The organism is Blastopirellula marina, assembly GCF_002967765.1.
GTDB classification, from domain to species: Bacteria; Planctomycetota; Planctomycetia; order Pirellulales; family Pirellulaceae; genus Bremerella; species Bremerella marina_A.
In genome coordinates this window covers 569,612-591,210 of sequence record NZ_PUHY01000012.1, presented here as the reverse complement: position 1 = coordinate 591,210, position 21,599 = coordinate 569,612, and the positions used below count along the sequence as shown (strand labels likewise).

The following is a 21,599-nucleotide window of genomic DNA, read 5'->3' as shown; positions in this document are numbered from 1 at the left end:
GTTAGAATCGTTCGTGATCATTCAGGACGAATCAACTCGGCCGCCATACGGGCTGTGCTATTGGGCTGCGTGTTGAGCAACTGAGCGCTGGCTTCAAGCGTCTTCTCGGCCAGAGAGTTATACTTCTTTGCTTCTTCGGGAACTAGCTTGGCGAGTGTTTTCAAATTACTGACGGAGACGGCGTTTCCAGACGGCAGAGCACTATCTGAAAATAGTTTGCCTCGGACAATCAAGTTCGAGTTGTCGTCCGGGGTGAAGAAATACCCTCCGCCTGTCTCATCGGCGAAGTGCGCTTGTTGGGTCGCCTGCAATTTCACTGCCTCGTCAAGCCAACGCTGCTCATCAGTTGCTTCGTGAAGGGCCAGTAGCCCTTCAATGAACATGGCATAGTCATCGACGTAGGCTCCTGGATGTTCGGACTTGGTGTCGGGTGTGCGGCGCAGACGTCCTTCCTCCGAGCAGGCCGTTCTTAGCAAATGGTCGGCAGCCTTCGCAGCGGCTTCGATGTAGCGAGGTTCGTTGAGGCTCTCCCCTGCCCTGGCCAGCCCTGTGATCATGAGCCCGTTCCAACTAGTGATCACCTTCTTATCCAGGAATGGTGGATTTCGCTTCTTGCGAAGGATGAGCAAGGCGGTCTTCAACTGATCGAGCTTGTCGGTCTCTGCGGCACCGTGGAACTGCGGGACATAATACTTCTCGTCAAAGTTAGGGTCGCCGGTCATGCCGAACGCCTGTTCTGCCAGACGCAACTGATCGACAGTCAACTCGTTCTGCAGTTCTTCCGAAGTAAAGCGATAGTAAGCCCCTTCTTCGCCATCCGAGTCTGCATCAAGCGCGCTGTAGAACTGCCCGTCTGGACCGGTCATGTCCGCAAGTATGAAGTCTGCGATGTCGCGGGCAACGTCTGCGAACTTCGGCTCGCTGAATGTCTTCGAGGCGGTCGCGTAGATAGGTAACAGCTGAGCGTTGTCGTAAAGCATTTTCTCGAAGTGGGGGATCTTCCAATGTCGATCAGTGCTGTAGCGATGGAAGCCGCCCGCGATTTGATCATGAATCCCACCAGCGGCCATCTTTTCGAGCGTTAACTTCAACATGTTACCTGCTGCCGCATCGCCAGCTGCTTGTCGTCGCTCAAGATACTTCAAGTAGGAAGGCTGCGGAAACTTGGGAATGTCGGCATTACCTTCGTCGAAGTCGAACCCACCGAAACGTGGATCGAATTCGTCCTCAAGCTGTTCGTCAAAGGTCCGCAGAATCGAATCGTGCTCAGCCAAGTCAGGCGGAAGCAACGGGCGTCCCATGACTTGCTTCAGCGCGCGGGTGATCGCGTCGCCGGCGTCCGTTAGTTGCTGCGGCTGTGTTTCCCACACCTGCGCGATTCGCTTAGCGAGCGTCAAAAATCCGGGCACCAGGCCGACTCCCTGATTGTCGGGTAATTCGACTTCGCGGTCTTCCGGTGGAAGATAGGTCGTTCCAAAGAATGGTTTTCCCTCAGGCGTGAGAAAAACATTGAGTGGCCATCCGCCACTACGAGACATGACTTGAACGGCCAGCATGTAAACGGCATCGACATCCGGACGTTCTTCGCGATCCACCTTAACACACACGAAGTGCTCGTTGAGAAACTCAGCGATCTTCGGATCTGAGAAGCTCTCTTTTTCCATTACGTGACACCAATGACAACTGGCGTAACCGATGGAAACGAAAATCGGCTTGTTCTCCATCTTCGCTTTGGCCAGGGCCTCTTCGCCCCACGGATACCAATCGACCGGATTCTCGGCATGCATTTGCAAATAGGCACTCGTCTCTAACCGCAAACGGTTCTTAGTGGGTGCCTCTTGAGCAAGGGCGGAAGCGGCGGCGAATATTGCCAAGAAAGGAATCAGGCAAGCGAATATTTTCATGAAGGTTGGCCTTAAGGTGGGAAGCCCGAGAGGGGATGATTCCCTTGAGAATAGGCGATTCCCGACCGTAAAGCGAGTATTGGGAGAAGGAGAACATGGAACGAGAGATCAAATGCCCCGATTGTGCCGTCAGGATGATCAAAGGATTTGTTCCTGATCGCTCGAATCATGGTGCTTATCAGGATCGTTGGATTTCGGGGGATGCAACGTTCTGGTCGTGTGGAATTCACGCGATCGGCATTGAAAATGGAGACTTGATCGATACCTTTCGCTGTCCAAATTGTGGTTTGCTTCGTTCGTTTGCTTTTCTGGGACGGCGTTAATTGCGATTGTTTCGGTTCGACAGCCTTTGGTAGCCTTCAAGCGAATGCACCTGATTTACCAATGGAGTAAGAATGATGGCACGAAGTCTAGCGACGCTTGCGATCCTGCTGGCTTGCTTACCGACGCAAAATTTGTTGGCAGCCGAGAACTTGCCCGACCTGCATGGTGTCCCAACTATTGTTTACAGTTTTGGCCTTCCCCGCATGGTTTACGGTCATCACCAAATCTCAAGCAAAGTCCGGCGGCTTTGTCGCCTGTCTAGCGATGGCTGGGAAAGCATTCCCGCATCGATCAGTCCCCCAGTGAACTACATGATGTTGACACCTCGTGGACCGTTCATTGCCGAGGAAGAGGAAGCTAGACTAGGATTTGCTCCCTAAGCAATATCAGCGAAGTCAAAACATGCTCTATGTGATGCTCATCCACTGGGTTGCCGACTTTCTCTGCCAAAGCCGGTGGATGGCCGAGAATAAAAGCTCGCACCTTGGGGCACTCTCGGCGCATGTTGGCACCTATACGGCGGTTCTTGGTGTTTGCTGCTTGCCCCTGCTCGGTTTCTTTCCCGGGGTCGAATTTGCCGTGGCCAACGGCGTACTGCACTTTGTGGTCGATTTTATTACCAGCCGTATCACGTCGTACTTTTACAAGCGGCAGAACATGCATGCCTTCTTCGCGACCGTGGGCTTCGATCAGTATCTGCACTTCGTGTGCTTGTGGATGACGTTCTATTACTTCTACGCTGGATGACCGCTTGCTAGCGGCGCTGGTCCGCCGAACGTATTGCGTCGTTTCCCCCATTTCGGTAGTAACGGGAGTTCATCGTCTATCGACCAATGTGATCGATGGCAGAGTTCCACCATCTACTGGCAAAGCTTGGTGATCTTGTGTAGCAAATCTCACGGCTTATCGGTATAGTCCTGATTGCATCCTGCACTGGGTGTGCGGTGTCGGACTTGCTATTCGGAGCGTTTGGCAGTGCCTACTCAGGTGGCGGTGAAACGATGCAAGAAAAACGCTACCACTACGACCAGCAGATCTTGTCGTCACAAAGTTATGACTAGCGCTGGCGATCTCCGCCAGGAATAGTTATCGGATCCGATTTGACCTTTTCGTAGGGGATCGAGATCCCTGGACCAGGAACGACACTTAAACCGATCTCGCTTTGAACCTTTGAACCCGCGATGGTCTCCTCTGTTAAGGGACCATCGATTTTCGTTAGATGGGGTACTAAATCCGAGAGTGGTATCCGCCAAATGATCTGATCTAGCGGATCGAGTTGACAGGGCGGATCAATCCACTGGGCCGTCATCATCATGCGATAGTACTGACTCGGATAAGCTTCGATTTTCGTTCCATCTGGTCGCGTGAAGTGGAACGAAGCGTGCAAGCGTTTTGAGTTGATCATGATTGCCATCGACTGATCACTTGTGTTAGACAACACGGCCACGAGCTGAGCTTCTTCATCGTCGGTAGCTGGGACATAGGCGAGTTGGTAGTCCACAAGGTAAGCGTAGTCACCATTCTCGTCGGAAAGCGGAATTGGGATCATACCTGGCGCCGAAGGCGGGCGTTTCGCTCGTTTCGGAACGCTCGATTCTTGGGGCGTGAAGACTGTTGCCGTCATCGCAGCTATTCCGGCGAGGAAGATCAATCCGATCGCAATGGTGACACGTCGCACGGTTAAAAATCCTTGCCGAACGATCAGCCTCGTTTCCAGTCTCATGACGACAGCAACGATGGTGAATCGAGAAAAAAGGTCTTATCGGATCGGTCAGTCAACGATCCAGATAGCATCTCGGTCGGTGCTGTACGCCAATTCATATCCGTGACTTAGCGGACGTCTCCAAAACAGGCTATAGCTGTTGCCATCTGAAGCAACGCGATAACGAAACCGGTTGGTATTAGGATGGTCGATCAGTTGCTGCTCTGTTGGATAGATGCCTTGTTGTTGGTGTGTCGCAGCAAGATAAGTTTTCATTGCCTCCAATCGCTGAGAGTACTCCCTTTCCTCCCAAGCATAGGGGACTTCAATGGCGACCAGGAGGAGCAATCCAAAACTGATCACAATCCATTGTTGATGCCACCGCTGCATCATAACAAGCAGATAAAGGGACAAGCCAGCAAAAAGAACAAGTGGTAGGTAGGCAACGATCGTCAGGGTGTTTTGATTGTCCATCGCTGGTACATTACGCGGCGCTTCGGGGTCAATGATTTGCGTTGAATGGTTTGGCATTCCCAGGGTTAGTACCAGAATGACCATTGCCAGAACGCAACCAGCGGGAACGGCACTAAACATCCAATTCTTGCGCCACACGATTCCTGGCCAGACAATCAGGATGATCGGTAGCACGGTAGCCATCAGGCCAAAGGCTCGTATCCACGAAAAACCGAAGGCGTTAGCGCGTGTCTGCCAGGCAATCCACATTACGAGTAAGACGAGAGCAGCGGTTAGAAGGCAGCGCAATGTTTGTAACAATGCACCATTCCAGGGAGGAACCTCTGTCCTAATTCGGCAAGCAAGTTCTTCAGCCGGACCTAGGTCGGCCAAGGCTTCGGCAACCGCAGTTGGCTCGTCTCGACCACGATTGACCAAACGGCGAACATGATCGAACAAATCGTCACGGACTTCTTCGACAATGTCTGACGATTGCTGTGGTGTCAGCTTCAGGGCTGTTCGTAGTGCATCGAGATAGTCTTGTACCTGTTTCGAGGCAAGCTCAGCCATGGGAACACTCCTGCAATATTGCATTAACGGAACCGGTAAACCGATGCCACTGTTGTGTCCGCTCCTTCAAGACGCGTCTGCCATCCTTGGTGATGTGATAGACCTTGCGTTTCTTTCCTTCGGGCGGCTCTTGCCACTGCGCTTCGATCCAGCCTGCACGCTCTAAACGGTACAACAGCGGATAGAGCGTGCCCTGCTTGAAACGAAATTGCCCGTCGCCCATGTCACCCATCGACACGAGAATGTCATATCCATGCATGGGAGTCTTGTTGAGCAGCGTCAAAATCACCAAATCGGCGCAGCTCCGCATCAAGTCGGAAGAGAATGAAGTCTGCGGCATCTTGTTGCTGGGAACTCGAGAGAGAAATTGCTTCGTTTCACCTGTCTTGCGAAGTATACTATGTCACACAAATTATGTGTGTCAAGGTAAAAATCGCTTGTAATAGGTGGTGGCGTCAATACCTTGCTGCGCGCCGAATTCCCCTTTCGATCAAGAATCTAGATATGCTCACTAGACAACCAGTAAGAACAAGAATCCACTCAGCATAGATGCTATGGCGTCCTAGTAATTATCGTTCGCTCGGCGACATTGCGTCATGTAGACGAGACTGCGTCGGACTGAAGCTTTACCGGGGGTGTACGCTTTAACGATGTTTTAAGAGAGTGACGACCGTCCGGTTTGAGATGGTCAACTTCGACTAGTATGCCATCAGCCAAATTCCCGAGAATCAACGGAATGTGTCGTGCGGAGCCAGAAAGAGAAATTTCTGATGCTCGCGCAGTTGCACGAGCATCAGGTTTTGCCATTTCGCATGAGGGCAACTTAGTAAGCGTCGCCTGAAATCATCTCACGACCGGCACGGGTGGCTAGAGACTGGTAAACAGCCACGTCGATTGTCTCGGTGATGAGATGGACCGAGCCATCGGCGAAGACGAAGTTGGTACCCGCTGGATGTCGGCTTCCGAAGTCGTCCAAGTGTTGGTGTTCGTGGCCATGGTCGTCGTCATCGTGTTGGTGGTACTGGCTATTCGGCGGATGATCGGCGATTCCTAAAATACGAACGGCCGCTTCCTCCCCACCACTAACAGCACCAACCCAAGTACTCAGTTCCACATGGTCGCTGTAAAGCGGTGACGCTCGTTCGCCGACCATCAAAGTATTGCTCGTCCCGTCGATCACGTCTCGCATGCCGTAGCGGCCATTGTGATCGAGCAAACCGGTACCCTGACACTTCACGCCTGATGCGAGACCTTCGCATTCGTCGAGTTCCGTGGTGCCGAAACAGCCGACGTAATTTGCCGAAGCAAGCTCAGTCAGTTCGTTCTCGTTTTCATCATGAATGTGAAAGACTTCCGGCGAGCGATCGCTTGGGCAGGAGTAGGCTTGAATAAGCGTTTCGCGTGCGGCCTGATTTGAAACGTTTAAGATGCTGAGACGAAAGTCGATGGAGTCCGCCAGGTTGCCCTGCTCCATCTGGGGCAAGATCAACGCGGCCCATCCCCAGCCAGGATCGCCGGTGGCCAGCGGCGTGCGATGATCGCTATTGGTTGCGATGTAGCCGCTGGGGAACGTTCCGAACGTATCGTGGTAGTTATGTAGAGCTAAGCCAAGCTGCTTTAAGTTATTGAAACAGGACATCCGTCGTGCTGCTTCGCGAGCTTGTTGTACGGCAGGCAGAAGCAGAGCAATCAGAACACCGATGATGGCAATCACCACCAATAGTTCGACGAGGGTAAAACCTTTGCGCGAAGACATAATTATGAATTCTCTTATATATGGGCAACCAATCGCGCGTGTGCAGCGCGACGGCGAATCGGATGAATAGATAGCATGGCCGCGCCGCAGCTCGCAGGTTTACGGTGCAAGACTACGTCGCGAATTCAAACAAGAGCCATGACTTCGACGCAATGCGAAGAAGATCGACCCTTAGCCTGTTTGCTCGCACGCAAACAGACGGCTGGCGCAAGAGATCACGCCAGCAAAACCTATGCTGTCGGAGGTGCCCGGGGAGAATTCGGACCTAGCCACTTGTGCGTGGCGAAGCGTGTCGATCGGGGAATGTACGATTCCACGGCGATCGATTCGACGGCAACAGGAGTTGTCGCCGGAGCAATCTGACCCAACGCCAGATGTTGGCAAAGCAAACAACCATCGATGGCGAGATTGTGTCGATGACCTGACTTCCAGCCGTCACCTTCGATCGGAGCAGATTCTCGCTCGGCCGAGCCATGCGAATGGGACGAATGATCGTGGTGGTGATGGTGACCTTCAGCATGACCATCGGCAATTGCGACGGTGGCCTGCGACGACCATTGACCTGGCAGGTGCGCGTGCTCACATCCGCTCCAGGCATGAAGCACCTGGCCGAAAAGTTGTACCACCAAATAGGTGGCAATCAGAGCGTAACTACCAAAACGTCGCATGGATACCATGAGTGAACGGAAGGGATCGGCATGATCCAGCAGCTATTCTAGGCAGGATCGGCGGAAAAACTCAATGGATTCGTCTTAAGATGTTGCGGATTTTACGGCGGATACTGGCCAGAAAGAGGGGGGCTGGAAGAAGCTTGACAGGCCGATGGATTGCGGTAGGCTGCGGCTTTCCCCCGAAATCTTGTTTCGTAAGTAGGATGATTGCGATGCTTGCTCCCCCCTGGACACTTGGACGCACTGTTGTGGCACTGCTCTGCGTGGCGGTTGCTTCCCCTGCATTTGCTCAGGAAGGTCGCCGGAAGCCGCCAGCGCTCGAAGGCGTCAACAAGGCGGTCACGAAGCACATCGAAGACAAAGATGTCGCCGGAGCTGTCACCCTGGTGATCGAAGACGGCAAGCTCGTGCACCTGAGCGGGCTTGGCAACGCCAATCTCAAAACCGAGAAGCCAATGCGGCCGGGAGCGATGTTCGCTATCGCTTCGATGACCAAGCCAATCACAGCTACGGCGCTGATGACCCTTGTCGAAGACGGCAAAGTAGGTCTCGACGATCCCGTTTCAAAATACATCCCCGAGTTTGCCGACGTAACGTTTGAAGGTAACACACTCGACAAGCCAATCACCATCCGCCAGTGTCTCACGCACACCGCTGGACTTGGTGGTAGCCAACGTGTGGTCGGATCTCTTGAAAGCACCGCGAAAGAACTTGCAGAACGTCCGCTGCGTTACGAGCCAGGGACCAAATGGGAATACAGCCCTGGTTTAAACGTCGTGGGACGGGTGATCGAAGTCGCTTCCGGAAAGCCATACGGTGAATTTCTTCAAGAGCGAATCTTCGACCCTTTGAAGATGAATACGACTACGTTCCATCCAAACGAAAAACAGCAAGCACGTATCGCCACGCTTTACGCGAAGAACAAAGACTCCGGTGAACTGACCGAAGCAGAAAGTTGGATCGGCAACTTCGACACCGATCCATATCCGAATCCGAGTGCAGGACTTTACTCGACGGCCCGAGATCTCGCAAAGTTCTATGGCATGATGCTCAACGGCGGTTTCCTGGGAGACGCCAAGATCCTAAGTCGTGATTCGGTAAAGGAACTGACCAAACTGCAAACCGGTGACATCGAAACAGGCTTCACCCCCGGCAACGGTTGGGGACTTGGATACTGCGTGGTGCAAGAACCCCAGGGTGTGTCGGCGGCACTAAGCCCCGGAAGTTTTGGCCATGGAGGTGCCTTTGGCACACAAAGCTGGGGCGATCCTGAAAAGAAGCGGGCCTACATCTTACTGGTCCAACGATCGAACTTTCCCAACAGCGACGCGAGCGACTTGCGAAAAGATTTCCAAGATGCCGCCGCCGCTGAACTGAATAAGTAGCTCTATCATTGAAAAGGTCGTCTTCGCTTGGCGCGGACCAAAGTGCGCGGTGTCCGCGTCAGGCAAGACGGTTTGGCGGAATGCATTCAAAACACGCTTCTCTTCTCGGGCTTGTGCTGGCACTGCTGCCACTCTCATTCGCACTATCCCAAGCTCAACCAGATCCACCGCTAGTCGATCCCGTTCGCGAGTGGCACGATCAAGAAGATAAAGTTTTTGCAAAATCTCGCTTTGCATATCTCGATGGCGATCAGGTTGCACTGTTGCCACAAACTGGGCAAATCGTGCTTATTCCGCAGGCACGGTTGTCTTTAGCGGATCGGCGATGGGTTACAAATTGTCCAGTTAACATTTTGCGCGGCAAAGTGATCTACGTCGCCGACGGCGACACCATCGGCGTACTGGATGACAACAAGAAGACCCATCGGATTCGTCTGGAAGGAATCGACTCTCCAGAAAGCGGCCAAGCCTACGGCGAGAAAAGTCGTCAGGCACTCAATCGCTTAGTTTATGGAAAGCAGGTCCTCGTTGCTTACGAGAAGTCCGACACCTACGGCCGAATCTTGGGTCATGTGTTTCTGGATGGCCATTGGATCAATCGTCAGCTCATTGCTGACGGCTGGGCTTGGCACTATCGCCATTTCAGTGGTGATGCCGAGTTAGCAGCGACCCAAACCGACGCGGCTGCGAAGCAAGTTGGCTTATGGCAAGACAATAAGCCGCAACAACCCTGGCGCTTTCGCCTTGAGGAAAAGCAGCGAAAGGAAGAAGCGGCTCAGCTGAAGCCGACTGATCCGACTAGCCCCACTAAGTTTTGGCTGAATACATCAAGCGGGGTTAGGCACAATCCATCGTGCAAGCACTTCGGAAAAACATCCCGCGGAAAGTATTGCACGGCGGGAGATGGGAAGCCGTGCGGCATTTGCGGCGGGTGAAAGAAGTCACCGCGCCGTTTGCTTTTCGCAACAGCGACTCGCTTAAGAAGCGGAAGCCTTCTTGCGATGCGGCAGATTATTCCAGAAACGAGTCCACAGACCCACGCGTCGAACCATCGGCAAGATCACCGATTCCAGCTGTTCTGGCTCAAGGCGTTCTTCATGATGGAGGAACAGAGCACGCGCATTTTGCGGAATTGTGCTTTCCTTCTTCCCCTTCGTCAGGCGACGATGCCAAGCGTTCAATAGTTCGTGCTTATACTCTTGTGGATTCCAGAGATCGATGTCTGTCAGGCGACCGATTTCTGTATCTCGCTGTGCAATCGCAGTACCGAGAAACATAACTCCTTGTGGAGAAGTTACTTGTGCCTCTTGGATTGCCTCGATTGGCGTTGTGGGAAGAAGAGTCAAGTTGGGAAGTGTGTCTGCTTCCAACGCATCGGTGATGCATCGAAGAAGATACGTTCCACCCGCCGACTGGCCATCAAATAAAACGACGGCAACGGCTTTGCCACCCATGGGGAGGGTTCCTAAGTCAGAAAGTAAGTGAAAGTGTCAGCATTCTATTAATGCTTGCTCAGTTCCCGTTCTGCAAGGGTTATCGGGGTAGATTGTCACATTCTTTACCGATTGTGGCAAACTACTTCACCAAACCTTCAAACGAGTCCAGCAGGTGGGACTGATGTAGTAACGCAATTGCAAACTGCGTGCCCAAAGGATTTGCCTAGTGGTGCCTAAACACGCACCGAATGTTTGCAAACACCTTTGTGGCAGGGTACGCTCATCAGCTTATACCATTCTAGCCACGAATGCTGCCTACCCCACTTTTTTCCCAAAACTCTTCACATTGAGATTCGCCTGCCATGAAATGCCTTCTGGGACCGAGCTGTTTATTTGCGTTACTAATGGTGTCCACCCTTTCAGCTGCCGAACCAATCAGCGAAGCCATTTGGCCAGCAGGCAAAGTACCCGGCTTGGCGGAAGGTGAAAAAGAAGAGATCGCCGAGATTATCGACGAACGCATTGGTCGTAAGGTGACCAAGGTGACTAAACCAACCGTGACTGTTTTCAAGCCAGATCCGGCCAAAGACACTGGCGCCGCAGTCGTCATTTGTCCAGGCGGTGGTTATCACATTTTGGCCTACGACTTAGAGGGAACCGAAGTCGCGGCCTGGCTGAACGAGATCGGAATTACCGGCGTGGTTCTGCACTACCGCGTGCCACGAGCGAAAGAAGGTGAACCTCACGTCAATCCGCTGAAAGATGCGCAGCGTGCAATTCGACTTACCCGGGCTCACGCGGAAGATTGGAAGATTGATCCCGATAAGGTAGGTATCCTAGGCTTCTCTGCGGGCGGTAACTTGGCGGCGGTGACTTCCAATGCCGATGAGTCTGCCTACGAGCCGGTGGACGAAGTCGATCAAATCGATGCGCGGCCTGATTTCGCGTTGTTAATCTACCCGGCCTATCTAAACATCGACGGACAGGGCATCGAACTAACTCCCCAAACCTCCGTCGATGAAAAGACGCCTCCGACTTTCCTGGTTCATACTAGTGATGACCGCGTCTCATCAACGGGAAGTGCGGCGTATTACTACGGATTGAAACAGAACGACGTACCAGCTGAAATGCACATTTTCCCGCAGGGTGGTCATGGCTACGGGCTACGACCAACCGAGCAGCGCGTTACCCAATGGCCAAAGCTGGCCAGCGGTTGGTTGCAGAAGGAAGTCTTGGTCGACCCAAAGCAAGACTAAGTTCCACGACCGACGATTGGGAGACAACTACGATTCATCTGTCATCGGTCATCGGTCTCGCTGTCTTAATTATCACGAAAGAAAGGACGCCTCTTGCGGAAGCGTCCTTTTCAATTTCAAACGGAATCCGAAAGCTAAGGGGCCGGAACGGCTTCCCCATTCGCCCGCGTACCTAAGGCACTGAAGATCGATGCGTTGATTGTTTCCGCAACGAATCGGACCGAGCCGTCGGCCGACACGAAGTTACATCCGCCTGGGTGACGGCTGCTGAAGCTCACCTCGTAAGCGGCCCAGTTCGGATCGCTATCGGAAGCGTCGTTCGGCGAACCTTGAGGTCGCGGGTAATTGATTCGCACGCCGGTCGAGCCACCCATTTCCGACCAGTCCGAACCTTCCCAATTGTCGAAGTCGTCGCCACCGATCGCCCAATGATCTTTACGGCCAGTATTGGCGTTTTCGGAAACAGAAGCCAAGGTCTGTAGCTGCGGGTCTGGTTCCGCTTCGCCGATCATGAGCGTGTTTGAGGTTCCATCGGTGATGCTGGCCAATCGGCAAGCGCCTCCCATCCCACCTTGGGCGATTCGCGCCTTATCGGGATGTCGGGTGATGAACACGCCATCGAGTTCTGGATGCCCCTTGGTATCGTGGGAATTGCCGTTGGCGTCGGTCCAGGACGGGATGCCGGGTCGTCCCCATCCCCAAGCTGGCTTCCAGTCGTTGGGCTGAATCCCAGTAACGACACCCAAGTAGTTCGCCGGCTGACGAGCCGCAACGAACCACGGTGGCGAATAGACCGAGGCGTCGTAGATCGGTCCGCTGACAGTGGAAGAAGGACAGATCAAAGCTTCGAGCTTCGTTTGACATGCCGCGATTTGACGTTCGGCGTTGCTGGTCGATGTGATCGATGGATTGTTCAACGCGGTGCCGGCGGCCCAGTTTGTGGAACCGAAGGTCAATGCTTCGTACATATTGGCTTGTTCGATATACGGCAGGATGAATGCCGTCCAGTGGCCACCTTCCTGGGCCTCGCCCAACATTGGCAGTTCGTCCTGATAGGTTGAAGCGAAGTTGTGCACGGCCAGGCCGAGCTGCTTCAAATTATTGCTGCACTGCATGCGGCGAGCAGCTTCGCGAGCTTGTTGCACGGCCGGCAGCAAAAGAGCGATCAAAACACCAATGATCGCAATGACAACCAATAGCTCGACGAGTGTGAACGCGCCTCGTTTCGTGCTGGAAATCGACATGAGAGCTTTCCCCTTGTGGAGAGAATAAAAAACGGAATGAAACGACTTACTTATTTGCCAGGGATGTCGAACTCGAAGATGTTCTCGCCTGACTTCACTTGGAACTCGACCGGGCTCTCGGTCTTCGAACCATATTGCGGAGGAACGATATCCTTGGTGACCAGGCTTCGATCGTCGTCCGCTTTTTCGGAACCAGCTCCGAGGGTGAGCGTCTTGCCGCCACGAAGTGCTTGAATGCAGGAGAAGGTCACGCGATAGTTGCCGGTGGCGATGCCAGGGCCGGCAGAAGTTCGCAGGACCAAAACGCCATCTTTGTCGGTCTCGCCGACGCCAATTGAAAACTCGTTAGGCTCACGATCGAGAGGATGAAAGTAGACCAGCAGTCGTTCGTAAGTCTTGCCGTCCAGTGAGACTTTTCCGGTGATCGGATGCAATGCCGGATCGCCACAGCCGGCCAGCAAACTGACAATACCAAGCAAGACAATCAGCCTTCCCAACATTGAGTTCTCCTCTGAGGCTCGGCCTTTGGCGAAGCCAGTCGTGGATGGAATTTGACCCGGCGGTCATGCACTGGCAAACGTTCACCCGGCTAGGATCGTGAGGTGGATCCTGGAAGCAATAACATTGCCGGGAAAGGCAAGCGAGAATGACCGTGCTGTTGAAGCCGTTTCAGAATATCCAGATCAATTCGGACGAGTAATGACAATACACGCAATTCATTTGAGGATATGCACCGCATCTGAAACAATTGTTAACGTGGGAATCTTCAAAACTTAGTAGCCGTAAGAGCTAGCGATTCGCCGTCTAGATTGACGTTCTTTCGAGGTGGAAAAGTGATCGCTATAGAAAGCGTTTAATGTCTTCTGAATATCCATTACGCGGATCACATCGAGCCTTCAAGAGCGGCATATTAATGAACCTTAATACTCGGTAGCTGTTGTCACGACAGACGGCATTGATACCGTCAGATTGTCTTGCTCCTAAAGTTCTATGCTATGCGGCCCTAAAGGAAGCTGTCCAAATCCTGGTAGAAGAATTTCGCGGTGCGCTATGGTGAAGGATTCAGCATTCATTTCTCCAACAAATAGGGTTCAATTCTGATCCCTATCGAACATGAAGACGGAAGGTAAGCTTGCCGTAGTCGATCGGGCGTTGAGCGTTTTGCCATTGCAAACGAGCTTAACCTGCAAGACGATTTGGGAGAGAAGTGGATCTTGTTTAGGGAGGTTTCAGGAAGAACTCGCATTCAATCCCAAGTTGATTGAAAAGAGCCTTGGTAGAAATTGGGGCTTCGCCATGTACTACCGTGGCAGCTGATCCTGTGAGACGATTTGTTTCGGACAGCTATCAACGTCGTCCCTTTTGATGCCACGACCCCTAAAACCTCAAACATTGAGTGTAGGAAGATAAGAATTTGCGCAATGCGCCAGTGCATTCGCGCGTTTCGATGCGGTACGATAAAACGCAAACCGTCGGCCTCTTTATCGTGGGATCATGAAGTATCAGCATCGAATCGGGATAACGACCTATTCTTTTCCCGACCTGAAAGACGTTCTCGCTAAAGCGACACCAGAGCGATCGGGCGATTGCCTGGCCGGCTTAGCCGCTGAGAACAACAAACAGCGACTGGCGGCGCGGCATGTGTTAGCCGATGTGCCACTCTCGCAATTTCTGCACGAGCTGATCATTCCCTACGAGCTCGATTCGGTCACCCGTTTGACTGTCGATCGGCACAACGCCGAGGCCTTCGCGGAAATCAGTCAGTTAACGGTAGGTGCGTTTCGCGACTGGCTTCTGGCATACGAAACCACTGGGGAAACGATACAGCAAATTAGCCCTGGGCTAACGCCTGAGATGGTTGCGGCGGTCAGCAAATTGATGTCGAACCAGGATTTGATCTTGGTGGCAGCTAAGATTCGTGTGGTCTCACGCTTTCGAGACACCCTGGGATTGGCCGGACACTTCTCGACTCGGCTACAACCGAATCATCCAACCGACGATGTAAAAGGCATTCTGGCCAGCACAATTGATGGCTTGCTGTATGGAGTCGGCGACGCAGTAATTGGAATCAATCCTGCCTCCGATGACCCTCGCGTCGTTCGGACGTTACTGGAGATGCTTGATGAACTTCGGCTTCGGTTTGAGATCCCAACACAGTCATGTGTGCTGACGCACGTGACGACCACGATCGAACTAATCGAGGCAGGTGCGCCGGTTGATCTAATCTTCCAGTCGATCGGCGGAACGGAAGCTACCAACGATAGTTTTGGCGTTACACTCGCGATGCTCGACGAGGCGCATCAGGCCGGTCTTGAGTTAGGTCGTGGCACGGTTGGCCAAAACTGTATGTACTTCGAAACTGGGCAAGGTAGCGCCCATTCTGCCAACGCTCAACATGGTGTCGATCAGCAAACGTGCGAAGTCCGTGCCTACGGGGTTGCTCGTGAGTATCAGCCTCTTTTGGTCAACTCGGTCGTTGGCTTTATCGGTCCGGAATACCTATACGATGGCAAACAGATTATTCGTGCTGGTCTGGAAGATCATTTCTGCGGCAAGCTAATGGGGCTGCCGATGGGTTGCGATGTGTGTTACACGAACCATGCTAACGTCGACCAAGACGATATGGATAATCTATTGTCGTTGCTCGGCATGGCGGGCTGTAACTTCGTGATGGGCGTTCCCGGCGCGGACGATGTGATGCTGCACTACCAAAGCACGTCGTACCACGACCAGCTCTACCTTCGCGAACTGCTGGGTCTAAAACATGCCCCTGAATTTGAAGCTTGGCTGCAAGGTATGAACTTGATTGGCAGCGACGGTAAATTACTTCCTGAAGCGGCACGGCATCGGTTGATGAATCTATGAACCAAAACGATCTGTGGGAAAAGTACCGAGCATTTACCCAGGCCCGCATCGGCATGGGGAGAACAGGCAGCAGCGTGACCACACAGCAGATGCTCGCCTTTCGGACGGACCATGCGTTGGCCAGTGATGCCGTTTGGGCTGATATGGATGTCGAAAAGCTGATTGCTGAGTTAGTAGCGCTCAAGCAGGAAGATCTGGTCTTAGATAGCCAAGCCAAAGACCGCCAACAGTACGTTCAGCGGCCTGACTTAGGACGACTGCTCAGTGCCGAGTCGGAGGAGATCCTTCGTTCACGACCCAAGCAAGAATACGAAATCAGCATCTCCATCGCTGACGGGCTGTCTTCAATCGCGATCGAACAGAATGCAATACCATTCCTCGCATACCTGCTTCCCCTGCTTAAGTCGTACCGCATTGCACCCATCGTGATTGTTCGTCAGGGAAGGGTTGCGATAAGCGATCCCATCGGCGATCTATTGAACAGTCAGCTATCGGTCATTTTAATCGGCGAACGACCTGGACTGACTTCTCCATACAGTATGGGAGCCTACCTGACGTATGCACCGCGCAGCGGAAATACGGATGAAAAGCGAAACTGTATTTCCAATATTCGCCGCGAAGGCTTGCCCCACGAGCACGCGGCCCAAAAGTTGAGCTTTCTTATCGGAGAATCGCTCCGCCGCAAGCTCTCGGGCGTCCAACTTAAAGACCTTTCGCAAGACGAACTGCTTGATGACCGAACCCAATAATGAATTGAAGAAAACACTTGGCCCGTTGATGCTGTGGGGGCTTGGCGTCGGCTATGTGATTTCCGGAATGTACTTTGGCTGGAACCTTGGTTTAGCCGAAGGAGGCACGCTTGGCCTAGCTATCGCGACCTTCTTTGTGATCATCATGTACGTGACGTTCACATTCAGTTACACCGAGATGGCCTGTGCGATTCCCAAAGCTGGCGGGGCGTTTGATTACGCCCGACTTGGACTGGGAAAGCATTGGGGCTACTTGGCTGGGATCGCCCAAAGCATCGAGTTCATCTTTGCACCCCCGGCGATTGCGTTTGCGATCGGGGCCTACTTGAATATGTTCTTTCCGCAGTTGGACGTGACCCTGATCGCCATTCTGGCCTACGTGATCTTCACCGGCTTGAACATCGTCGGGGTCCGCTCGGCGTCTTACTTCGAGTTATTCGTTACCATCTTGGCTGTGTTAGAACTGTTGCTCTTTGCAGGTGTCAGCTTTACGGCGTTCGAAACAAGAAACCTGACTGTGAACGCCCTGCCCAACGGCTGGGAAGGGGCATTCCGAGCCATTCCGTTTGCCATTTGGTTCTTCCTAGCGATCGAAGGGGTGGCGAACGTGGCGGAAGAAGCTAAGAATCCGCAGCGTGACGTCTTGTGGGGATTCGGCTCGGCTATCACCACGCTGGTTGTGCTGTGCATTCTTGTTTTCACCACGGCGGTTGGGGTCGCCGGATGGGAAACAATTGTCTATCCCGAGCCGGGAAGCGCACCCTCTGACTCTCCCCTTCCCTTAGCACTGGGGAAGATCGTGGGTGAAGGGAGTGTTTTGTACCACATGCTAATCACGATCGGCTTATTCGGTTTGATCGCGTCGTTCCACGGAATCATCTTAGCCGCCGGTCGTTCGACGTTGGAACTTGGCCGCGAGCACTACGTCACGCCGTTTGTCGGAGTTGTCCATCCACGCACCAAGACTCCGGTCAACGCGCTGTTGGTGAATATGGGGATTGGTATCATCGCCCTTCTAACAGGCCAAACGGGTGAGATCATCGTACTTGCCGTCTTCGGTGCGTTAACGTTGTACATCGTGTCGATGATCGCATTCTTCGCGTTAAGGAAGCATCACGCCGATCTCGAACGCCCATTTAAGGTGCCGCTGTATCCCGTGTTTCCGGCCGTCGCGTTGATGATTGCCGTCGTATCGTTGTTGGCGTTGACGATTTACAACCTGGCATTGTTTGGGATATTCGTCGGGATCGTGGTGGCTGGATACGTGAGCTTCTTGTGGTATCAAAACGTGCTGGAGAAAAAGGTTCAGCTGGCTGCCGAGAGTGAGTAAATCGATCGCATCGGGCGACGTTAGAGGCTTTTCAAGAAGCTTATCAGGTCGTCGAGTTGTTGATCACTGAGCTCAACCTTCAACTCGTGTCCGTGCACCTCGAAGATATCTCGCAGCGACGTCGCACGGGCATCGTGAAAGAAGGTGTCGCGATGGCCGATGCCGCGAAGTGAAGGTGGATTAAACTCCCGATTGAGTTCTTTGTCTTCCATGCCCACATCGTATAGGTCCGGTGTGGTGTACTTGGGAGGGGCATGGCATTTGACGCAGTTGTTACGGAGGAAAATCTGTCGTCCATGCGAGATCGCTGCTTCGTCATGCGTTTGTTGCAATTGGTCAATCGGAGGAGGCAGCGGCAAGCTCGCCATGTAAGTTGCCAACGCTTGGGCATCCTCTTCCGAAAGCTTACCGCCATGCATGGTTTGCTCAACCGACTTGTGAGCTTGAGCTTTCAGGGTGGGGGAAACGCCGAGCCAGCCAAAGGGTGCTGTGTCGGCTTTGCCGAGAAGCGAGAGGATACGCTTTGGCGCGCCGAACGAGTTGTCACCTAGATTATCGCTCGCGAGTCCATTGGTGTGACCGTCGGTATGACAGCTATGACACGACATCCATCCTTCCATCGAAAGCCGCGCATTATGAAACAGTTTTTCACCTCGTTCCCGTTCCGTTAATTCACGACGAACACCGAGAGAAAACTTGCTGACGGTTTTGGCGGTCTTCAGATCGATCACCGAGACGGAATCATCGAACCCATTCGCAACGTAAGCAAGGTCTTTCTCCGGAGAAACAACTACCGCCGTCGGGTGTTCGCCAACGTTGGTACGAAATAGTCCATAAGACTCGTGCTTGCCGATACCAGCTTGTGCGGTGCCGCCCATCGTTACGATTGCTTGTTCCGAGTCGATCACCGCGATGTCAGTCGGATCGCCACCTCCCTTCCCAGGCTCGCCAATGGGATGCATGAACCCTTCGCCATAGAAATCGTCTTCAGGGTTTAGCACACGAGCTAAATCGACCCAGCGAAGATCGTTGCTCATCACCAGGCCCCAGTGGATATCGTTGGTGTTGGTAACCGCCAAACTATTGAGCATTTGATGTGCGAAAAGGATTTTCGTTCGATCTGCCGAGAGGACCATCGCTCGGATATTGTGGGCAGGGAACTCTCGGATATGTCGGACTGAGAACGAAGCTGCATCGACAAGCGCCAGCTTGCCACCGAAGTTGTCGGCCGCCAGAAGGATTTGGCCGGCTGGTTCAAATAAGACTTCGCGCGGTGCAAAGGGCATTACTAGTTCTTGATCCGCCGAAAGTTGGTCGCCGTCGAGCTTCAACCGAACCAGCTTCCTTGGCCAGACACAGCTAATAACGATCTGAGAGCCGTCTGGCGAAAGCGCCGAGCGTACGGGCGAATAAGGAAGCGGTACGCGGTCGAGTTCGGTAAGTTGGCTGTCGACTCGATGAAGTAAAATCGCTTCGTTTTGCGCCGAGTCGAGGCCCAACAAACGATCATCCGGTAGTTGGGTTAAGTGAACGATACTTCGCCCAACTTTCCATTCCGAAACGGTTTCCTGTCGCTTCCGATCCACGATCGAAAGAGAACCTGTCCCTCGATTGGCGGTCAGCAGGTACTGGCCGTCGGGGGTCAGGATCATGTCTTCAGGCTGGCGGTAAGCGGGCTGATTTGGGTCGACCTGCTCAAGCAAGGCCCCGTGCGCGACGTTGGCAAGCAGGCAGCAAAGCGTGGCAAAGAGCGTTCGGGTCATGGGGTAACACGTCAGGAAAGCGATGAAGGTAGGATTCTCCTGATTTTCCCATAGGGGCTCACTTCGGACAAGGCAAATCAGAAGAATCAGGGGAGATGAAAAGTCGGACTTTCGAGATTAGGATAGAAGGATTTACCCCCCGCACCGGAGCACCATTGATGATCTCGCCTAAATACGTATTTTCTGCTTTGGCTACCTTCAGCTTGCTTGCGCTGGGGTCATTGGCTTCTGCCCAGGAAAAATCGCAGCCTTTTTACATCGGTACCTACACCAGTGGTGATAGCCAGGGCATCTATCTGAGTTCGCTCAATTTGGAAGATGGATCGCTCGCGCAGCCGACCCTGGCCGCCGAACTCGAGAATCCCTCCTTCCTGGCAATCAACGGTGCTTCTGATCATCTCTACGCAGTCGGCGAGGTCTCGAACTTCAAGGACAAAGCCTCCGGAGCAGTCTCGGCATTCGCGATCAACGAAGATGGGACGCTCAAATTGCTCAATCAGGAAGCATCTGGCGGTCGAGGACCTTGTCACATCCTGCTCGGTCCTGACGAGAAGACCGCATTGGTGGCCAACTATGGTGGTGGCTCGTTTACATCGCTTCCGTTGACTGAAGACGGAAAGTTGCAGCCAGCGGCGAGTGTAATGCAGCAGACCGGTTCCAGCGTTGATAAGAGCCGTCAGCAAGGACCCCACGCCCACGGCATGTACCTGGTGCCTGGTACCAAACTGGCTTTGGGTGTTGATCTCGGGGTCGACAAGGTAATGATTTACGACGTGACCGACGAAGGAGAATTGAAGACCCACGATCCGGCGTACATCGCGATCACGCCGGGTTCGGGGCCTCGACACTTGGCGACCAATAAAACAGGTGACAAAGTCTATGTTCTGAATGAAATGGCGTCGACGGTCGATGTGTTCCAGTTCGACCCAACCACCGGTAAGAGTGAGCATCTGCAGAAGCTGTCGACATTGCCGGAAGACTTCGAAGGGAACAACACAACCGCCGAGATCTTCCTGCATCCAAATGGAAAGTGGCTATACTGCTCGAATCGCGGCCATAACAGCTTGGCTGTGTTTAGCGTCGATCAGAAGTCCGGCAAGCTGACATTCGTCGAACATGCCAGTTCGATGGGTGAAACGCCACGTAGTTTTCAAATTGCCCCGCAAGGAAAGCACCTGCTGATCGCGAACCAGAACTCAAGCAACATCGTCGTCTACGAAATCAATCAAGAAAATGGAACTCTGACGTCGAACGGCTATCAAATCGATGTCCCCAACCCGTGCTGTATTGATTTCCGCTTCGATTAACTTGCCATCGCCTGAACTACCCGGAAGTAGCCAGCATCTTGAAACAACCTGAACGAGAAGTAGAGGAAGGCTTTGCGAACGTTGGCCATCGGTGACATTCATGGATGTCTCACCGCCCTGGATACGCTTCTGGAGTTTGTCGAGCCAACGGACGATGATCGCATCGTTACGCTGGGAGACTATGTTGATCGTGGTCCAGATTCTAAAGGTGTGATCGATCGGATTCTTCAATTGCGCAAGCAGTTCGATGTGACCTGCTTGCTCGGGAATCACGAGATCATGATGCAAAACGGCCGTGATGACGAGATGGCGTTTCACACCTGGATGATGTATGGCGGCGAAGAGACGATGCTCTCCTACGGGACGCCGGAAGAAGAATTCATCCCGGAGCATCTCGAGCGAGTTTCGGAAGCACACTGGAAGTTTATGGATGAAATGTGTCAGCGTTATCACGAAACGGATACGCATATCTTCGTGCATGCCAATGCATGGCCTTCATTACCGCTGGAGGAACAATCAGACTCGTTCCTGTTTTGGGAACGATTCGCGAACAATGGACCACATTGTTCTGGCAAAACGTTAGTTTGTGGTCATTCCTCTCAGAAGTCAGGCTGGCCGTTGAATGTTGGGCATTCGATCTGTATCGATACGTGGGTTTACGGCGAGGGATGGCTGACCTGCTTAGAGGTCGAAAGTGGCAAGTTCTGGCAGGCGAACGAAAAGGGAGCTCGTCGAACGGGACTGCTAGCATAAGGGCTAGCAGTCGATCTCTTCGTGATATCTCGTTCTACCACTATTGTGATTTATCCCACCCGCTAAGGTCGTTTCTCTTGACCTTGACCCTTGTTGGCAATCCTCCTATCGTTTGACGTGCCGCGCTTGTG

The 21,599-nt window shown here is 53.1% G+C and carries 20 protein-coding genes; 10 read left to right on the top strand and 10 right to left on the bottom strand.

Features of this window, described 5'->3' with window-relative positions:
* Positions 1-17 precede the first annotated feature (17 nt).
* Entirely contained in the window at positions 18-1,904 is a 1,887-nt protein-coding gene (locus C5Y83_RS18835; protein ID WP_105331299.1) for a thioredoxin domain-containing protein, read from the bottom strand.
* A 395-nt stretch (positions 1,905-2,299) separates the two neighbouring features.
* Here C5Y83_RS18835 and C5Y83_RS18825 point away from each other — a divergent pair, with 395 nt between their 5' ends.
* Positions 2,300-2,608 (top strand): hypothetical protein, encoded by a 309-nt coding sequence (locus C5Y83_RS18825; RefSeq protein ID WP_146117827.1) that lies wholly within the window; start codon positions 2,300-2,302, stop codon positions 2,606-2,608.
* Between the two features lie 22 nt (positions 2,609-2,630).
* Positions 2,631-2,975: a DUF3307 domain-containing protein gene (locus C5Y83_RS18820; protein ID WP_105331296.1), complete on the top strand. Its 345-nt coding sequence runs from the start codon at positions 2,631-2,633 to the stop codon at positions 2,973-2,975.
* 310 nt (positions 2,976-3,285) lie between these two features.
* Here the strand turns inward: C5Y83_RS18820 and C5Y83_RS18815 are convergent, their stop codons facing one another.
* The 5 genes from C5Y83_RS18815 to C5Y83_RS18795 all read right to left on the bottom strand — a co-directional run bounded on the left by C5Y83_RS18815 (position 3,286) and on the right by C5Y83_RS18795 (position 7,377).
* Complete coding sequence (locus C5Y83_RS18815) at positions 3,286-3,906, bottom strand: hypothetical protein (RefSeq protein WP_146117826.1); 621 nt, start codon at positions 3,904-3,906, stop codon at positions 3,286-3,288.
* A 93-nt stretch (positions 3,907-3,999) separates the two neighbouring features.
* Positions 4,000-4,953, bottom strand: coding sequence for an HAAS signaling domain-containing protein (locus C5Y83_RS18810; RefSeq protein ID WP_105331294.1), 954 nt, complete (start codon positions 4,951-4,953; stop codon positions 4,000-4,002).
* Positions 4,946-5,293 (bottom strand): PadR family transcriptional regulator, encoded by a 348-nt coding sequence (locus C5Y83_RS18805; protein ID WP_105331293.1) that lies wholly within the window; start codon positions 5,291-5,293, stop codon positions 4,946-4,948. Before C5Y83_RS18805 ends, C5Y83_RS18810 begins: the two co-directional genes overlap by 8 nt.
* A 483-nt stretch (positions 5,294-5,776) precedes the next feature.
* Positions 5,777-6,709, bottom strand: coding sequence for a DUF1559 domain-containing protein (locus C5Y83_RS18800; RefSeq protein WP_105331292.1), 933 nt, complete (start codon positions 6,707-6,709; stop codon positions 5,777-5,779).
* 230 nt (positions 6,710-6,939) lie between these two features.
* The gene (locus C5Y83_RS18795) at positions 6,940-7,377 is read right to left on the bottom strand and encodes a hypothetical protein (RefSeq protein WP_105331291.1); all 438 of its coding nucleotides are present in this window, start codon (positions 7,375-7,377) and stop codon (positions 6,940-6,942) included.
* A gap of 215 nt (positions 7,378-7,592) precedes the next feature.
* Here C5Y83_RS18795 and C5Y83_RS18790 point away from each other — a divergent pair, with 215 nt between their 5' ends.
* Together C5Y83_RS18790 and C5Y83_RS18785 are read left to right on the top strand one after the other, a co-directional pair.
* Positions 7,593-8,765, top strand: coding sequence for a serine hydrolase domain-containing protein (locus C5Y83_RS18790; protein WP_105331911.1), 1,173 nt, complete (start codon positions 7,593-7,595; stop codon positions 8,763-8,765).
* An 80-nt stretch (positions 8,766-8,845) separates the two neighbouring features.
* Entirely contained in the window at positions 8,846-9,700 is an 855-nt protein-coding gene (locus C5Y83_RS18785; protein ID WP_105331290.1) for a thermonuclease family protein, read from the top strand.
* Positions 9,701-9,742: 42 nt separating this feature from the next.
* On the opposite strand, the gene C5Y83_RS18780 is transcribed toward C5Y83_RS18785, so the two are convergent.
* Positions 9,743-10,219 (bottom strand): hypothetical protein, encoded by a 477-nt coding sequence (locus C5Y83_RS18780; RefSeq protein ID WP_105331289.1) that lies wholly within the window; start codon positions 10,217-10,219, stop codon positions 9,743-9,745.
* Positions 10,220-10,563: 344 nt separating this feature from the next.
* Here C5Y83_RS18780 and C5Y83_RS18775 point away from each other — a divergent pair, with 344 nt between their 5' ends.
* Positions 10,564-11,457, top strand: a complete 894-nt coding sequence (locus C5Y83_RS18775; protein ID WP_105331288.1) for an alpha/beta hydrolase — start codon at positions 10,564-10,566, stop codon at positions 11,455-11,457.
* A gap of 134 nt (positions 11,458-11,591) precedes the next feature.
* Here the strand turns inward: C5Y83_RS18775 and C5Y83_RS18770 are convergent, their stop codons facing one another.
* Both C5Y83_RS18770 and C5Y83_RS18765 read right to left on the bottom strand, forming a co-directional pair.
* A complete protein-coding gene (locus tag C5Y83_RS18770) occupies positions 11,592-12,701 on the bottom strand; it encodes a DUF1559 domain-containing protein (RefSeq protein WP_105331287.1) in 1,110 nt (369 codons plus the stop codon).
* Positions 12,702-12,751: 50 nt separating this feature from the next.
* Positions 12,752-13,201, bottom strand: coding sequence for a hypothetical protein (locus C5Y83_RS18765; RefSeq protein ID WP_105331286.1), 450 nt, complete (start codon positions 13,199-13,201; stop codon positions 12,752-12,754).
* Between the two features lie 994 nt (positions 13,202-14,195).
* Between C5Y83_RS18765 and C5Y83_RS18755 the strand changes: the two genes are divergently transcribed.
* Genes C5Y83_RS18755 through eat form a run of 3 tightly spaced genes read left to right on the top strand, consistent with a single transcriptional unit; the run spans position 14,196 to position 17,645 of the window.
* On the top strand, positions 14,196-15,566 hold the full coding sequence (locus tag C5Y83_RS18755; RefSeq protein WP_105331284.1) for an ethanolamine ammonia-lyase subunit EutB: 1,371 nt from the start codon (positions 14,196-14,198) through the stop codon (positions 15,564-15,566).
* A complete protein-coding gene (gene eutC, locus C5Y83_RS18750; protein ID WP_105331283.1) occupies positions 15,563-16,315 on the top strand; it encodes an ethanolamine ammonia-lyase subunit EutC in 753 nt (250 codons plus the stop codon). Before C5Y83_RS18755 ends, eutC begins: the two co-directional genes overlap by 4 nt.
* The gene (gene eat, locus C5Y83_RS18745; protein ID WP_105331282.1) at positions 16,299-17,645 is read left to right on the top strand and encodes an ethanolamine permease; all 1,347 of its coding nucleotides are present in this window, start codon (positions 16,299-16,301) and stop codon (positions 17,643-17,645) included. The genes eutC and eat overlap by 17 nt, the downstream gene beginning before the upstream one ends.
* Before the next feature lie 20 nt (positions 17,646-17,665).
* On the opposite strand, the gene C5Y83_RS18740 is transcribed toward eat, so the two are convergent.
* Positions 17,666-19,408 (bottom strand): cytochrome c peroxidase, encoded by a 1,743-nt coding sequence (locus tag C5Y83_RS18740; RefSeq protein WP_105331281.1) that lies wholly within the window; start codon positions 19,406-19,408, stop codon positions 17,666-17,668.
* Positions 19,409-19,566: 158 nt separating this feature from the next.
* Between C5Y83_RS18740 and C5Y83_RS18735 the strand changes: the two genes are divergently transcribed.
* Positions 19,567-20,715: a lactonase family protein gene (locus C5Y83_RS18735; RefSeq protein WP_158262409.1), complete on the top strand. Its 1,149-nt coding sequence runs from the start codon at positions 19,567-19,569 to the stop codon at positions 20,713-20,715.
* Between the two features lie 72 nt (positions 20,716-20,787).
* Positions 20,788-21,468, top strand: coding sequence for a metallophosphoesterase family protein (locus C5Y83_RS18730; RefSeq protein WP_105331279.1), 681 nt, complete (start codon positions 20,788-20,790; stop codon positions 21,466-21,468).
* Positions 21,469-21,599 lie beyond the last annotated feature (131 nt).